Origin of the sequence: Megasphaera sp. DISK 18 (assembly GCF_001682955.1) — a bacterium.
Classification (GTDB): domain Bacteria; phylum Bacillota; class Negativicutes; order Veillonellales; family Megasphaeraceae; genus Megasphaera; species Megasphaera massiliensis.
The window spans coordinates 54204-69651 of record NZ_LUGJ01000015.1 but is presented as its reverse complement, the minus strand read 5'-3'; the positions used below and the strand labels follow the sequence as shown (position 1 = coordinate 69651).

Genomic DNA, 15448 nt, shown 5'->3' with positions numbered 1-15448 from the left:
TTTACATGTTTCTAAAAGGAAATTTTCTCTATACCCCATCGCTAGCAGAATTCATCATCCTTGAAAATCAATATATCCAAGTCGAAGACGGTAAGGTCCTGGGATTTTTCCAAGACCTTCCGGCTCATGCAGCCCCTTCATCGGTCGTCGATTACGGCAAGGACATCATCATCCCGGCCTTTATCGACCTCCACATCCATGCGCCGCAGTACATCAACCGCGGCTTGGGCTTTGACGAAGAGCTCCTGCCTTGGCTGGAAAACTATACCTTCCCCACGGAAGGCCGCTTTTCCGACACGGACTTTGCTGCCCGTGTTTACCGTGCCTTCTTGGCGCGTTTAAAAGCCGAAGGGACGCTATGTTTTTCGGCCTTTGCCACCATTCATAAGGAGGCCACCTGGGACCTCATGCGCATTGCCGAAGATATGGGTTTAAAAGGCTACGTCGGGAAAGTAAACATGGACCAGAACAGCCCGGACTACCTCTTAGAAGATACAGAACGCTCGTTAGCCGATACAGAAGAACTCGTTCTCCGCAGCCGCGAAGAATTAGACCGCATTCGCTTCATCGCGACGCCGCGATTCGTCCCGTCGACGACAGAAAAGCTGATGACCGGCCTCGGCCGCCTCTGCGAAACATACAATCTTCCCGTCCAGTCCCATTTGTCAGAAAACCGTCACGAAGTCGCCTGGGTCAAAGAGCTCCACCCGGACCTGCCGTCGTACACTGCCGTTTACGATGCTTTTGGGCTGCTTCGCCCACATAAAACGCTGATGGCTCATGCCATCTATCTGTCTGACGAAGAAAAGCGTTTACTCAAAGAAAAAGACGTTTACTTAACGCACTGCGCTCAGTCCAATGCCAATCTGACCAGCGGCATCATGCCCCTTCGCGAAAATTTAACCAAGGGCCTCACCTGCACCATCGCCAGTGACGTCGCCGCCGGCCATACCCCGGCCATGAACAAGCAAATCGCCTTGAGCCTCGAAATTTCAAAGCTCTATGCACTGAATCATCCGTCAGAAAAAGCCCTCACCATCGGTGAAGGCTTGTACTTGGCCACGAAGGGCCCCGGCCGTTTTTATGGAAATACAGGCAGTTTCGAAACAGGCTTCAATTTTGACGCCTTAGTCATCCACATGGACGATGATATCGAAGGACTGGAACGGACCCCCTTTGAAAAGCTTCAGCAATTCATTTACGACGGTGACGACCGCAACATCGTCGCCCGTTATGTAAACGGAAAGAAAATTTAATCGCAAAAAAAAGACTGTCGCTCAGCGACAGTCTTTTATATTATTCAGCCGTGTACGGCAAGAGTGCGATAGCACGTGCGCGTTTGATAGCAACAGTCAGTTTACGCTGATGTTTAGCGCAAACGCCGGAAATACGGCGCGGCAAGATTTTACCGCGTTCTGTTGTGAAACGGCGAAGCTTTGCAGTATCTTTGTAATCGATCAGTTCAGCATGATCAACGCAGAAGCTGCATACTTTTCTTCTCGGTTTTCTCGAGCGATCTCTTCTCATGTATAGTTTCCTCCTTCAAGAATTAGAAGGGGCGTGTCTGACCTTTTAGAATGGGATTTCTTCATCTGTGCTGGAGCCCATGCTGTCAAAGCCGGCACCGGCAGCAGCCGGTTTCGGCTGCGCTACACTGGCAGACTGTGCCGGAGCAGCAGCTTGCTGATGTTCTGATCCCATTGTCTGGGCAACAAAGTCGCAAACGACTTCCGTGCGATACCGTTTCTGACCATCCTGGCCGTCATAAGAACGGACCGAGATACGGCCTTGAACGAAGACACGGCTGCCTTTGGTCAAGTTATTGCCACAGTTTTCCGCCAAATTACCCCAAGCAACACAAGGAATAAAATCAGTTAATTCCCGCGGTTCTGAACTGCCGGTCGGAACATACGACCGCGTGCAGGCAACGGTAAACATAGCGACAGCCCGTCCGGTCTTCGTAAAACGGATTTCCGGGTCCCGAGCCAGATTCCCTAATAATTGTACTGAGTTCATACCTTTGCGCCTCCGGTTATTCGTCGATCTTGACGATCAAGTGTTTCAGAATAGTATCGTGGATCTTGATGACACGGTCGATTTCTTTGATGACTTCAGGTTCGCCTTCAAAGTTAATCAAAACGTAGTAGCCATCAGCCTGTTTCTTAACAGGGTATGCCAGATGGCGTTTCCCCCAACGATCTACCTTTTCGATACTGCAGCCGTTCTTGGTAAGAAGGTTCGATACCAATTCAACGATGGGATCTACTTCTGCTTCTTCGACCGGTCGTGCAATAAACATGACTTCGTACTTGTTCACGAAATCACCTCCTCTTTTGGACATATGACCCTTCCCGAAGAAGGGTTAGGAGCTTGACACAAATCAAGCTTTTTAATTATATCACAGACCTATACGGAATGCAAGAAAAAAAGACAGCCTTTCCGCCGTCAAAAGCAGGAAAGACTGTCTTCAGTTACATTTATTTAAAGTAGTTTACGCCGGATGTGAAGATGGGTTGGAGCTTATTGCCGTCAATGTTTTTAAAGACATCGTCGGCGCTGAACCGTTCCGTATGAGCCATCTTGCCGAGGACACGACCGTCGGGACTGGTAATGCCTTCCACGGCCAGAACCGATTGATTCGGGTTGTATTCGCTTTCATAAGAAGCTTTGCCGGAAAGGTCGACGTACTGCGTTGCAATCTGACCCTTGGCGGCGAGTTCACGAATCTGTTCCGGCGTCGCAATAAAGCGGCCTTCCCCATGGGAAATAGCGACGGTGTGAATATCACCGGCTTTACAGCTGCTGAACCAAGGGCTCATGACCGAAACGACTTTAGTGTCGACCATGCGGGACAGGTGACGGCCGATGGAGTTGTACGTCAAGGTCGGGCTGTCGGCCTTCAAAGGCTGAATCTTGCCATAGGGCAGGAGACCGAGCTTAATCAGAGCCTGGAAGCCGTTGCAGATGCCGAGGGCTAAGCCATCGCGCTGATACAAGAGACTTTCAAGGGCTTCGGACAGGGCCGGATTCCGGAACAAGGTGGCAATGAACTTGCCCGAACCTTCCGGTTCGTCACCGGCACTGAAGCCGCCGGGGAACATGATGATCTGTGCCTTGGCCATGCGTTTTGCCATTTCTTCAATCGATTCGGCCAGGTCCTGCGGCGTGTTATTGCGAAGGACCATGACATCTGTCGTTGCGCCGGCCCGTTCAAAGGCAGCTGCCGAGTCATATTCGCAGTTCGTTCCCGGGCAAACGGGAATAAAGACGTGCGGAGCGCCAAAGGCTTCACTGCGGCGAGGACCATAGGTGGTAAACAAGGGCAGTTCGGCGTCGCCTTGGCCATCCTTATCTTTAATCGGGAAAATCTGATTCAGCGTTTTTTCCCAAGCTTCCTGAAGGTCACTCAAGGCAATCGTTACGCCGTCGGCCGTGATATTTGCCGACGTGGTCGTCTTGCCGACCAGGCTGACCTGCTCGCGTTTACTCCATGCGGCAGCCGTCGCACTGTCGGTTTCAACCAAGAGGGCGCCGTAACGGAGGTTAAACAGTTCCTGTACATCAAAGTCTGCATCGACGTCGAAGCCGATTCGGTTGCCAAAGGCCATCTGAGCCACAGCAGCTGCGATGCCGCCTTGACCGACGGCATGCATGGCTTTGACCCTACCGTCGATGACGGCTTGATGGAGGAAGTCACAATGCTGTTTAAAGGTATCGAAGTCCGGCATCCCTTCGCCGTCACGCGGCAAATCGAAGAGGAGGACGGCATCGTCAGCAGCCTTAAATTCCGGCGATACGATATGATCGGTATGTTCCGGTGCAATGGCGAAAGAGACGAGGGTCGGCGGAACGGTGAGGTGTTCAAAGGTACCGCTCATGCTGTCCTTACCGCCGATGGCGGCGACTTCCATGACCTGCTGAGCGACGAAGGCACCGAGGAGGGCGCTGACCGGCTGCCCCCAGGCCGTTTCATTTTTGCCCAGGCTCTGGAAGAATTCCTGCATCGTAAGGTATACTTTCTTACGGTCGCCGCCGAGGGCAACGAGTTTAGCAATGGACTGGATGACGGCATAGAGAGCACCGTGGAAGGGGCTCCAAATAGCGAGGTCCGGATCGTAGCCGTGGGTGAAAATGCTGGCCGTCGTCGTATTCCCGTATTCTACGGGAATCTTAGCGACCATCCCTTCGACCGGCGTCTTCTGATATTTACCGCCGAAAGGCATGAGGACCGTGCGAGCCCCGATGGTGCTGTCAAAGCGTTCGGCCAGGCCTTGTTCGGAGGCGATGTTCAAGGTTCCCATCGTATCGAGCCAGGTCTTAGCGACGTCTTTTACATCCGGTGCCTTGAAGAAATCCTTATCTTCCGGTGCCGTGACCAAAGCCTTGCGCCGCTGAGTAACGCCGTTGGTATCGAGGAAAGCCCGAGTAATATTGACGACGTTCTGATCGCGCCAGTGCATGACCAGCCGCTTGGTATCGGTAGCCACGGCGACAATCGTCGCTTCCAGATTTTCTTCAGCAGCATATTTCATGAATTTATCGACATTTTCCGGGGCTACGACGACGGCCATTCGTTCCTGAGATTCAGAAATAGCCAATTCCGTTCCGTCGAGGCCTTCGTATTTTTTGGGAACTTTATCGAGGTTGATGTCGAGGCCGTCCGTCAATTCGCCGATAGCGACGGAAACGCCGCCGGCGCCAAAGTCATTGCAGCGCTTGATAAGCGTCGTGACTTCCTGGCGGCGGAACATGCGCTGAATCTTTCGTTCAGTCAGGGCGTTCCCTTTTTGGACTTCAGCACCGCACGTTTCCAAGGATTCAACGGTATGTTTCTTGGAAGAACCCGTGGCACCGCCGCAGCCGTCACGGCCGGTCTTGCCGCCGAGGAGGATGATGATATCACCGGGAAGAGGTTCTTCACGAACGACGTTCTTCCGCGGAGCTGCACCGAGGACGGCGCCGATTTCCATACGTTTGGCGACGAATCCCGGGTTGTAGTATTCCTTGACTTCACCCGTAGCCAAGCCGATCTGATTGCCATACGAGCTATATCCCTTGGCAGCGCCTGTCGTCAGTTTGCGCTGCGGCAGTTTGCCGACCAGTGTATCCTGGACAGCCTGACGAGGATCGCCGGCACCGGTTACGCGCATGGCCTGATAGACGTAGGAACGGCCGCTCAAGGGGTCGCGAATACAACCGCCAAGGCAGGTCGCAGCGCCGCCGAACGGTTCGATTTCAGTCGGGTGGTTATGGGTTTCGTTTTTAAATAAGAGCAGCCATTCTTCTTCGACGCCATCGACATCGACGGGAATAATGATCGTGCAGGCATTGATTTCTTCCGATTCATCGAGATTATCGAGTTTACCGGCAGCTTTCAATTCTTTGACGGCGATGGTGGCCATATCCATGAGGGTTTGAGGTTTCTTGCGGTTCAGGTTTTCCCGCGTCGTCTTATACGATTCATAAGCCCGCTGTATAGGAGCCGTAAAGGTTCCTTTTTCAAAAGAAACGTCCGTCAGTTCAGTCATGAACGTCGTATGACGGCAGTGGTCTGACCAGTACGTATCGATGACTCGGATTTCGGTAATCGTCGGATTCCGTTTTTCTTCGTCGCGAAAGTACGTCTGGACGAACTTCAAATCGTCGAAGCTCATAGCCAGGCCCATCTGCGCCGAAAGGTCGGTCAAGGCCGCATCATCCATGGAGATAAAGCCTTCGACAGTAGGGACGTCAGCCGGCTTTTCCCAAGCCAGTTCCAAAGAAGTCGCCGGTTCCAAAGAAGCTTCACGAGCTTCAACGGGGTTGATGCAGTAATTCTTGATTGCCGTAACATCGCTATCCGACAATTCGCCGGACAGGACGATAACCTGTGCCGTCCGAACGAGGCTGTCATTTTTCATGGTCAGCATCTGCAGGCACTGAACGGCTGAATCGGCACGCTGGTCATATTGACCGGGCAGGTATTCGACAGCCAGGACCGTATCGCCTTCACGAGTCGGCAGTGTATCGTAAACGGCATCGACAGGCGGTTCCGAGAAGATCATATTTTTAGCCGCTTCGAAAGCCGCATCATCGAGACCGGATACGTCGTAGCGGTGGAAAATGTGAATATCAGTTAACCCCTTTATCAACAAGTTTTCCTGTAAATCAGTGAGTAATCGCTTTGCCTCATCAGCAAAAATACCTTTCTTGGCAACATACAAACGTCGAATAGACTGCATGTCATAACCTCCCTCAAAGATAGATACTTATCAATAGACAACCTTAGTATACCCGTTTTAAATCCATAAGTAAACTTAGAATTTTGTTGACTTGCCTATGAAATCGTATTAGACTAGTACTATTATAGTAGACAAGGTTGACCATTTCTCATCACCAGGGAGGACTCGGAAGTAATGGAAGAATTGAAACAGCGAATTTTACAAGACGGTCTGGTTATTGACAATCGTATCTTAAAGATCGACAGCTTTTTGAATCAGCAAATCGACACGGCTCTTATCAATCATGTCGGCCAGGAATTTGCCCGCCGTTTCAAGGATGTTCACATCGACCGCATCATCACCATTGAATCTTCAGGCATTGCCGTCGCTTATGCGGCATCCCTTGCCATGAACAATTGCCCGGTCGTCTTTGCCCGCAAAAAAAAATCACTGCTCACCAAGGGTGAACAGTATACGGCAAAAATTTACTCTTATACGAAAGAAGAAGAGTACACGGCAACGGTCTGCAAAGACTATCTCCATGCAGGGGAATCGGTTCTCATCATCGACGACTTTTTGGCCAGCGGCGCCGCAGCCGTCGGTCTTACGCAGATTGCGGCTCAGGCCGGCTGCACCGTTAAAGGCATCGGCATCGTCGTCGAAAAGACCTTCCAGACCGGTCGGGAAACCCTTGAAAAAGCCGGTTTCCGTGTGGAATCCTTAGCCAGAATCGCCCGCTTTGAAAACAACACGCCCATCTTTGTCGAATAAGGAGACTTATCATGCGCGCTCAATTTTTTGACGGCTTCGATTTTGCCACCTTCAAACTCAGCATTGTCGCCATCGAAAAGGTCGACGACTTCTTTAATATCGAAGATTTCGGCCTTCATCCCATCATGTATAACGAAGCGTGCCTGCGCGGATATACAGCCGTCTTCGGATTTAACGACGAAAAAATGCTGACCCTTCATAAGTTATTGACCAACAACAACGGCATGGAGCCCCCGGCTATCGACGGCGTTCTGCCTGAAGCCTTTCATTCTCCGGCCGGCGACCTGAAATACGACCTCGAACACGTCATCGATTACAGCGGCTCCATCTTGATTGCCAACGGCTTCATCGACAAATACTTCGTCCCCTTTGGCTTCCAGCTCCCCCATGCCTTCCGCAAAATCTACGAGTTGACCTTCGATAAGGGCTTATTCGTAAAAGTACAGGACCGCTCCCAAGAAGCGCAGGAACTTCGCATCGAATACGAAGAACCCTTGCCGCCCAAGAAAAAAATGCAGATGAAATGGGGCAAATTGACTCGCAAGTCGGAAGAATACGGGTTCGACGACGAGACGATTGCCCAGTATATGGATTTAAGCTACGACACAAAGTATTTATTCGGCCGCGAATAACGGCGAATCATATCGCTTCCGAAGTCGGGCCATAGCACTTGTAAATTTCACAGGCATCGACGCAGCGGTTGCAGCGAAGGCACTTGGTCATGTCGACACGAGGCCGTTCAACCCCGTCGGCACAGGTTTCCATGGACAAGGCGTCGTACGGACAGATACTGATGCAGCAGCCGCAGCCTTCACACTCTTTCCGATTAAAATAATCGGGAGACACCAATTCATCAATATGGGTTTTACTCATGTTCATTCCCCCTTATTATATACAGTCCTATTATATCAAATATGACCGAATAAAACCGTTGCAAAAACAACAAGCCCTCAAAGGCAGCCATGCACTGGCAGCTTTTGAGGGCTTTCTTATGGTTAAAATCACATTGATAATCTGAAGCCTTCATAAAAACACGCACGCCATTGAAGACTAAACGTCGTGTAAATGTCTTTACATCAGATCATCTGGGTGCATTTTTCCGGCGTAAAGACCATGACGCGATTGGCAAAATCGCACTTGTCGTGCATTTCTTCAAAAAGCGGCCCTGACGACAAGAATTCAGACGTCCCGATGAGTAGGAAGCCGGCGCCCATTCCTAAAAATCACCTTCCGGTCAACTTAGAGGTCTTAGGCGAGACTTTAAACGACCTGGTAACCCCATAAAAAACGCCTGCCTTACGTCTTCTGTAAGGCAGGCACGTTTATTTTCAGTTTACATCATTCAATTATTTGTCGAGTTTTCCCAAGGCCTTGGCTACGATGCGGGTCAAGAGGGCGACCGTGTCGAGTTCCACCGATTCGTCGGCACTATGGATGTCGTGGGTCGTCGGCCCGACGGAAATGATATCGAGGTCTTGATTCATGGAGAACAGATATCCCGTTTCAAGGCCGCCGTGCATGGCTTCAATGCGAGGATCTCTGCCGGCTTCTTCACGATACACGTCGGCAAACAAGGGAACCAGTTTACTCTTGGGATTTTCGGCCCAAGCCGGTTCCGGCGTAGCCAAGTCAATAGTGCAGCCTGTAAGCTCTGCAAAAACGGGCAGGGTCAGGGCAAATTCACGTAAACGGCCGTCAGACGAGGCCCGCGGGAAGTACTGAATGGCGACGACGTCTTCTTCCGTGCGAATCGTCCCGATATTAGCCGACAAATCCGGCAGTTTGGGCAGCATCTGATTCATGGCAAAGACGCCGCAGTGGAGGATGTTGAGCAGGTTTACGACGGCTTTGGTATCGTCTTCAGAGAATGCCTTAGCCGGTACATCGGCTGCCGTTACGACGAAGTGAGCCTTCGATTCCACACTGCCGTAAACTTCAGCGATCTGGGCCTGTTCTTCCTGAACCGCCTGTTTAATGGACGATTCGGCTTGTTCGTCAGCCGTTACAATGACAGCCGATGCCTGGGAAGGAATGGCATTGGCAGCAACGCCGCCTTCAATAGAAGCCAGTGTATAAGCGATACCGGCCTGTGCGATTCGGCGCAGGGCTAAACTCAAGGCTTTGATGGCGTTACTCTTACCGCGATTGATGGTTTCGCCGGAATGGCCGCCGACAAAGTCTTTGGCTTCAATGGTAAACGCCTGTTTACCTTTCGGTGCCTGCCAATGGATGGGGCGGTTGAAGTGGGTATGGACGCTGCCGGCCGAACCGACGCCGAGCATGCCGATATCTTCAGAGTCACAGTTGATGATATACTTTACATCCTGAACGTGTTTCGGGTCCAAATTCATAGCCCCGGTCATTCCCGTTTCTTCATCAATCGTAAAGATGAGACGAAGCGGTCCGTGCTGAATGTCCTGCTGAATGAGGTACAGCGACAGGGCTACGGCAATGCCGTCATCGGCGCCGAGGCTGGTACCGTCGGCACGGAGGATATTGCCTTCACGGACTAATTTTATTTCACTCGTCAAGGGGTCGAAGTCGACGCCCGGTTTGGCGACGCAGACCATATCCATATGGCCCTGAAGGACCGTAATCGGCCAAGATTCACAGCCTTTGCTGGCCGGAACATTAGCAACGATATTGTAAACGTCATCTTGAATGACGTCGGTAACGCCTAATTCACGAAGGCGGCTTACGATGTAATCGCTGACGGCTTTTTCATGATGAGACGGACGCGGATGTTTGGCGAGTCCTTTAAATTCGGCAATAATGCCTTCAATAATTTCATTATCATGCATAGTATAACGCTCCCTTCAAAAGTAGCTTTCTACTTGTGTAATCGCTTTTTATTATACCACGGCGGCCCTTTTCAAGCTACAATTCCATAATGTAGAATATAAATTGCGAAAAAGTAATTATACAAGCTAATTTCCGTGTCCAGTGTACATTTTGATATATGACAAATGCACAAAAAATGAGTATAATATAATTGTTATTGTGTTAGTACATTTTTGTACTCATTAATTCTTATTTGGGAGGTTTTTCTATGAAACCACAATCAAACTTGACTGTGAACTACCCAAGTATGCCGGAATTAACCGCCCGCGGGATGATTCTCGGGGCCCTGATCACCGTTATCTTCACGGCATCCAACGTATACTTGGGCTTAAAAGTCGGTCTGACGTTCTCCTCGTCCATTCCGGCTGCAGTCATCTCCATGGCAATCCTGCGCATGTTCAAAGATTCCAACATTTTGGAAAACAACATGGTACAGACGCAGGCATCAGCTGCCGGCACCTTATCTGCAATCATTTTCATTCTGCCGGGCTTGCTCATGTTGGGATACTGGCAAGGATTCCCCTTCATGGAAACGTTACTGCTCTGCGCCTGCGGCGGTTCTCTCGGGGTCTTATTTACGATTCCCCTCCGCCGTGCCATGGTCGTCAACAGCGACCTGCCTTATCCGGAAGGCCGAGCTGCTGCTGAAATCTTAAAAGTCGGCAGTGAAATCCGCAAAGAAGAAGCGGCCGGAGAAACGGGAACTAAAAAGGAAACGGGCATGAAAGACATCGTCGGCGGTACTGCCCTGGCCGGCCTGTTCAGCATTTGCTCCAACGGCTTCCACGTCCTCTCCTCGGAATTCAGCTACTGGCTCCACTTCGGCAAAGCCGTCACCCAGATTCCGCTCGGTTTTTCAACAGCCCTTCTCGGCGCCGGCTACCTCATCGGCATCACCAGCGGTATCGCTATCTTAGTCGGTACCCTCTTGTCCTGGTACGTCTTCGTTCCCTATCTGACTTCGATGCTGACGCCGGCTGAAGGCCAATCGGCAGCTGCTTTTGCCCAGACAATTTGGGCTCAGAAAGTCCGCTTCATCGGTGCCGGTTGTATCGGTATCGCCGCTGTCTGGACCTTAATCCGCTTGGCCAAACCGGTCGTCGACGGCATTAAAATGTCGATCGACGCCCTTCGCGCCAACGACACGGAAGAAAAGAAGCAGCTCCACCACACGGATATCGATATGACGCCGAAATCGGTCGGCCTCGTATTCCTGGCTATCCTTATCGGGCTGTTCATCACCTTCTATAACTTCGTAAGCAACGCCGGTCTTTCCTTATCGGTCACCCTCATGTTTATCGTCATCGGCATCTTAGTCGCCATCCTCATGGGCTTCTTCGTCGCCGCTGCCTGCGGGTACATGGCCGGTTTGATTGGCACGTCCGCCAGCCCAATCTCCGGTATCGGCATTCTCGGCATCATCATCTCGTCCTTGGTCGTCCTCGGCCTCGGCTCTTCAGCCGGTGTCTTTGAAACCCTCCAGGGAACCCAGTTTGCAACGGCATTGGCTATCTTCATCACCAGTGTTATCGTCAGCATCGCTGCGATCTCCAACGATAACCTGCAGGACCTCAAGACCGGCTACATCGTCGGTGCTACACCGTGGAAACAGCAGGTCGCCCTCATCTTGGGCTCTATCGTCGGCGCTATCGCCATCGCTCCGGTCCTGAACCTCTTGTATCAGGCTTACGGCTTTACGGGTGCACTGCCCCGTGCCGGCATGGATCCGACTCAGGCCCTGGCAGCTCCGCAAGCAACCTTGATGACGACCATTGCCCAAGGTATCTTCAGCGCCAGCCTCGACTGGAATTACATTCTCTTCGGCGTCGGCGTCGGCATCGTTGCCATCATCATCGATTTACTGTTAACGAAAAACACGAAAGCCCTGGCCTTACCGCCCCTGGCAATCGGTATGGGCATTTACTTACCGCCTACCCTTGAAATTCCTTTGGTCATCGGCTCCGTTATGGGCTACTTCGTCAATCGTTCCTTGAAAGCTCGTGCCGCTCGCCGCAGCCCGGGCCATGAAGAAGAAGATGTCGAAGCCTGCAACCACCGCGGCGTCCTCTTTGCTTCCGGCCTCATCGTCGGCGAAAGCCTCATGGGCGTCATCATCGCCCTGCTCATCGTCATCGCTGTCACCTCCGGCGGCAGCGAAACCCCCTTGGCTTTGGTTGGCAAAGACTTCCAGTCGACAGCCGATATCCTCGGCCTCATCGCCTTCATTGCCATGATCGTCATCTTCATCCGTCACATCTTCATCACCAAGTTCACTCCGGAAAACGGTTCGAACAAGTAATTAAGATATACGGTGTATTAAATTTCTGTTAGAAATTAAAAAAGTTTTTCTAAAAAAATCCTCGCTTCGATTATCGTCTTCGCAGCGAGGACTTTTTTTGTATATTTTTGAGCAATCGCGTATAATAAAAGCAAGCATTCCAACCCATTATTGATTCACCAGAAGGAGGTCCTTTCTTTGCACTTTCCCAAACTTGATAAACAGTCCTTAACCGAAGGCATCATCATTCCCGAAATGATAAAAGTCCGGCAAAGCTTCCCGTCACAGAACCTGGCCGATCCCATTGGCCAATTAAAGGAGCAGCTCTACTCTCTCGATGAGACAACCATTAGATCCTTGGAGGGAAAACGCATCGGCATTACAGCCGGAAGCCGCGGCCTCCCGCATTATAAAGAGCTTATGAAGGTCCTCTGCGATCAGCTCAAGGACTGGAAGGCAACCCCCTTTGTCTTCCCCGCCATGGGCAGTCATGCCGGAGCCACGGCAGAAGGCCAAAAAGCCCATCTGGCCCAATTCGGAATCAACGAGGAGTACCTCGGCGTCCCGGTATTATCGACCATGGACGTCGTCACCGTTGCCACCTTGGACGATGGCTTTCCGATTTACTGCGACAAGAATGCCTATGAAGCCGACGGCATCATTTTATTTAACAAGATTAAACCTCACACCCACTTTAAATACGAGCACGAATCGGGTCTCTTGAAGATGATTTGTATCGGCTGCGGGAAACACAAAGGGGCTTCGGCCTTCCACGGACGCGGTTACGATACCTTTGGCCCCAACTTGGAACGGGTAGCCAAGGTATTCTTAAACAAGGTAAACGTCGTCTTTTCCGTCGGCATGGTTCAGAGTCCCAGCGACGACATCGCCGCCTTGGAAGTCATCCCTACGGATAAATTTTTCGAACGAGACGCCGCCCTGCAGGCCCTGGCAAAAGAACAAATGCCGCGCTTAAAGCTGCCTCACATCGATGTCCTGATCGTCGATGAAATCGGCAAGGAAATCAGCGGCACCGGGATGGATCCCAACATCACCGGGCGGACAGAACGATTCAGCCAAGAAGAAGCCTTTCGTTCACTGGCTCCGGACATCGAACGAATCGTCATCCTCGACATTACCGATGCCTCTCACGGAAACGGCTCGGGCTGCGGTATGGCTGACATCGTCAGTTACCGTTTTGTCAACAAGATGGATTTTGCCTCTGTTTACACCAATTGCATTACAGCCAAATCATTCCGCATGGCCTTGCTGCCTCTTTACGGCAATAGCGACAAAGATGCCATCGAAATGGCCATGGCCCATGCCTTTCTGACGGATCCCAATAAAGCCAAGGTCGTGCGCATTAAGAATACCCTGAAGCTGGAAGAAATCGAGTGCTCCACCTCCTGCCTGGAAGATATCGAAGGCCGGTCCGATATGACCGTCATCTCCAAGCCGTTTACTTGGACGTTTAACGAAGAAGACAATTTATGGTAACCAAAAAGCATTGCCCCAAGTCCATTCTGAGGCAATGCTTTTTGTTTAAACTATCTTATTATAACCCTTTATGGCCTACTTTATCCATCCAGGCGAAGAGTTCTGCCAGGTCATAATCACCGCCATGGCCTTGTCCCCAAGGAGAAGCAAAGTCTACTTCATAGCCGGCCTGATGCAGCCTAAGTGCAAGGACAGCCGGAACGGCAATAGCCGTATCCCGATCGGCCTCGCCGTGACGAATACGCCAATATTTAGCCGTCTGAACATGGGACTTGCCGATATAGTTCAAAGGATTGAGCAGCTTTACGATGGCCTTATCCGCCGTCGTTGCCGTCGTCAGAGAATGGCTTTCCCCATAGTCGGTAAAGTGCTGTTTATCGATCGATGCCGTCCCGAATTCCTGATTTTCTCCGGAGCTCAAGTCCAAAGCATCGAAAGCCGGAGCCGCCTTTAACCGCGTGACGTCACGAGCATAACCGGCTAAATCCATATCGACAACCTTTCCGTCTTTAATCGTCAGCCACGATTTAGAAGATAAATCGATTCCTTGGTCCAGCGCCGTTTGAGCAGATGCCATGTAAATCGATTTAATGTATTCTGCAAAGGATCCCTGTCCATTTTCATCAAGGGTCAAGGCATTTCCGTCTTTATCGACAAGGTGCAGTCCGTTAATGTAATCGGGGTAGGCAGCTTTCAACTCTTTAGAAACCTGCTGCTGGGCCGCCGTCATCTCAGTCCCTGTCGTCGCCTCCATAGGCGCATTATCAGGGCGATTCATAACAGCTGAGGGAACCTTGGCAGCTCCCTCCGATTCTTTAGGAGCATCCCCCGGTGCCATAGGAGGCATCATACCGCCCTTACTCTGGTGATAGGTGTTTACCCCATTAAACATCCATTCATAAGCCATATCAGCGTGGTCGAGGTCGGTAATGGGGCAGTAAACGCTGGAAGCATAAATATCATCCCGTTCATTGGCAGCACCAAGGGCCTTTAAATACGGTTCATAATCGGAACTGTTCCCCGTCGCACCCATAAGGGAAGACAAGGCACCGCCGGCACTGGTCCCATTGGAGATGATTTTTTCCGTATCACCGGGTAAACGGCCGGCATTATGGCGTACGTAGCGGACGGCAGCCTTCATGTCGACGATGAGTGCCGGCGCTTTACCGGTATAGGTTCCATCAGTACCTTGACTGGTCCGTCCCCGCGCTCCGGGAGCGGCCACGACATAACCCTTAGACAAGGCGGTAAGAATAGCGTTGGCACCACCGGTCATGCGATCCTTTTCCGATGGGGTCCCCGGTTCGCCCGGCATATAGCCGCCGACAGTGTTAGGCATAAAAATTGGCGCCGTTTTAGCCGTATAGCCGTTGATTGTCTTCCCCTTAAAATAACCTTCAGGGACGTAAATATTCATCGATTGGTAGGTCGTATCGACAGGATGAGCTACGTAAACGCGGTTTTCATAGGCTCGAAAAGCCACTTTCTTGCCGTCGACAGTCATCGTCTTCTTTTCGTATTTTGTCGTATCCAGATTGAGGCTGTAAACAGCATTGACAGAGGACTCGGCCTTAGCCCGGGTCGCCGAAGCCGTCGCATCTACCGACACCGGCGATGTCATGGTTCCATCGGCAGCAAAAACCGTCCCGCCGGTCATCAACAAGCAGAAAACTGCCGCCATTACCTTGGTATGCTTCATATGCAAGACCACCTTTCTCGAATCATTTTGAGTTTCACTCTCGCTATTCCTCAGTATAGCATAGAAATGTCTCTTTATGGTGGCAATTTGTTCTATATTATTCACAAAAATCGTCGGCGCACAAAAAAACTGTGCATCGGGTAAAGCCCAAATGCACAGTCT

Annotated in this window: 13 protein-coding genes; 5 read left to right on the top strand and 8 right to left on the bottom strand. The window is 51.2% G+C overall.

All coding sequences use genetic code 11. The annotated features are described in order from the left end of the window. The first annotated feature begins 5 nt into the window (after positions 1–5). Positions 6–1256: an amidohydrolase family protein gene (locus A0U42_RS03435; RefSeq protein WP_065359879.1), complete on the top strand. Its 1251-nt coding sequence runs from the start codon at positions 6–8 to the stop codon at positions 1254–1256. A gap of 40 nt (positions 1257–1296) precedes the next feature. Here the strand turns inward: A0U42_RS03435 and rpsR are convergent, their stop codons facing one another. The 4 genes from rpsR to A0U42_RS03415 all read right to left on the bottom strand — a co-directional run bounded on the left by rpsR (position 1297) and on the right by A0U42_RS03415 (position 6221). Then, entirely contained in the window at positions 1297–1527 is a 231-nt protein-coding gene (gene rpsR / locus A0U42_RS03430; RefSeq protein WP_044503354.1) for a 30S ribosomal protein S18, read from the bottom strand. Between the two features lie 45 nt (positions 1528–1572). Beyond that, positions 1573–2016 carry a single-stranded DNA-binding protein gene (locus A0U42_RS03425; protein WP_065359878.1) on the bottom strand — a complete coding sequence of 148 codons (444 nt, stop codon included), beginning with the start codon at positions 2014–2016 and terminating at the stop codon, positions 1573–1575. A 16-nt stretch (positions 2017–2032) separates the two neighbouring features. Beyond that, a complete protein-coding gene (gene rpsF, locus A0U42_RS03420) occupies positions 2033–2317 on the bottom strand; it encodes a 30S ribosomal protein S6 (RefSeq protein ID WP_044503356.1) in 285 nt (94 codons plus the stop codon). Positions 2318–2477: 160 nt separating this feature from the next. Then, on the bottom strand, positions 2478–6221 hold the full coding sequence (locus tag A0U42_RS03415; RefSeq protein WP_065359877.1) for a phosphoribosylformylglycinamidine synthase: 3744 nt from the start codon (positions 6219–6221) through the stop codon (positions 2478–2480). A 174-nt stretch (positions 6222–6395) separates the two neighbouring features. Between A0U42_RS03415 and A0U42_RS03410 the strand changes: the two genes are divergently transcribed. After that, positions 6396–6971: a xanthine phosphoribosyltransferase gene (locus A0U42_RS03410; protein WP_065359876.1), complete on the top strand. Its 576-nt coding sequence runs from the start codon at positions 6396–6398 to the stop codon at positions 6969–6971. Positions 6972–6982: 11 nt separating this feature from the next. Next, positions 6983–7603: a hypothetical protein gene (locus A0U42_RS03405; protein WP_065359875.1), complete on the top strand. Its 621-nt coding sequence runs from the start codon at positions 6983–6985 to the stop codon at positions 7601–7603. 7 nt (positions 7604–7610) lie between these two features. Here the strand turns inward: A0U42_RS03405 and A0U42_RS03400 are convergent, their stop codons facing one another. The 3 genes from A0U42_RS03400 to pepD all read right to left on the bottom strand — a co-directional run bounded on the left by A0U42_RS03400 (position 7611) and on the right by pepD (position 9772). Then, positions 7611–7844 (bottom strand): 4Fe-4S binding protein, encoded by a 234-nt coding sequence (locus A0U42_RS03400; RefSeq protein WP_044503360.1) that lies wholly within the window; start codon positions 7842–7844, stop codon positions 7611–7613. Positions 7845–8047: 203 nt separating this feature from the next. After that, the gene (locus tag A0U42_RS11625; RefSeq protein WP_176698842.1) at positions 8048–8185 is read right to left on the bottom strand and encodes a hypothetical protein; all 138 of its coding nucleotides are present in this window, start codon (positions 8183–8185) and stop codon (positions 8048–8050) included. A 132-nt stretch (positions 8186–8317) separates the two neighbouring features. Beyond that, positions 8318–9772, bottom strand: a complete 1455-nt coding sequence (pepD, locus tag A0U42_RS03395) for a beta-Ala-His dipeptidase (RefSeq protein WP_065359874.1) — start codon at positions 9770–9772, stop codon at positions 8318–8320. A 248-nt stretch (positions 9773–10020) separates the two neighbouring features. On the opposite strand from pepD, the gene A0U42_RS03390 reads away from it, so the two are divergent. Both A0U42_RS03390 and A0U42_RS03385 read left to right on the top strand, forming a co-directional pair. Continuing rightward, the gene (locus tag A0U42_RS03390) at positions 10021–12111 is read left to right on the top strand and encodes an OPT family oligopeptide transporter (RefSeq protein ID WP_065359873.1); all 2091 of its coding nucleotides are present in this window, start codon (positions 10021–10023) and stop codon (positions 12109–12111) included. 177 nt (positions 12112–12288) lie between these two features. Then, positions 12289–13587, top strand: coding sequence for a lactate racemase domain-containing protein (locus tag A0U42_RS03385; RefSeq protein ID WP_065359872.1), 1299 nt, complete (start codon positions 12289–12291; stop codon positions 13585–13587). A gap of 58 nt (positions 13588–13645) precedes the next feature. Here A0U42_RS03385 and A0U42_RS03380 read toward each other — a convergent pair whose 3' ends face one another. After that, the gene (locus A0U42_RS03380; protein WP_065359871.1) at positions 13646–15286 is read right to left on the bottom strand and encodes a subtype B tannase; all 1641 of its coding nucleotides are present in this window, start codon (positions 15284–15286) and stop codon (positions 13646–13648) included. Positions 15287–15448: the final 162 nt, after the last annotated feature.

Coding starts and splice junctions, on each gene's coding strand:
- A0U42_RS11625 (WP_176698842.1), bottom strand. CDS start 8,185: ATGGGCGCCGGCTTCCTACTCATCGGGACGTCTGAATTCTTGTCGTCA.
- A0U42_RS03425 (WP_065359878.1), bottom strand. CDS start 2,016: ATGAACTCAGTACAATTATTAGGGAATCTGGCTCGGGACCCGGAAATC.
- pepD (WP_065359874.1), bottom strand. CDS start 9,772: ATGCATGATAATGAAATTATTGAAGGCATTATTGCCGAATTTAAAGGA.
- A0U42_RS03435 (WP_065359879.1), top strand. CDS start 6: ATGTTTCTAAAAGGAAATTTTCTCTATACCCCATCGCTAGCAGAATTC.
- rpsR (WP_044503354.1), bottom strand. CDS start 1,527: ATGAGAAGAGATCGCTCGAGAAAACCGAGAAGAAAAGTATGCAGCTTC.
- A0U42_RS03415 (WP_065359877.1), bottom strand. CDS start 6,221: ATGCAGTCTATTCGACGTTTGTATGTTGCCAAGAAAGGTATTTTTGCT.
- A0U42_RS03405 (WP_065359875.1), top strand. CDS start 6,983: ATGCGCGCTCAATTTTTTGACGGCTTCGATTTTGCCACCTTCAAACTC.
- A0U42_RS03400 (WP_044503360.1), bottom strand. CDS start 7,844: ATGAGTAAAACCCATATTGATGAATTGGTGTCTCCCGATTATTTTAAT.
- A0U42_RS03390 (WP_065359873.1), top strand. CDS start 10,021: ATGAAACCACAATCAAACTTGACTGTGAACTACCCAAGTATGCCGGAA.
- A0U42_RS03410 (WP_065359876.1), top strand. CDS start 6,396: ATGGAAGAATTGAAACAGCGAATTTTACAAGACGGTCTGGTTATTGAC.
- A0U42_RS03380 (WP_065359871.1), bottom strand. CDS start 15,286: ATGAAGCATACCAAGGTAATGGCGGCAGTTTTCTGCTTGTTGATGACC.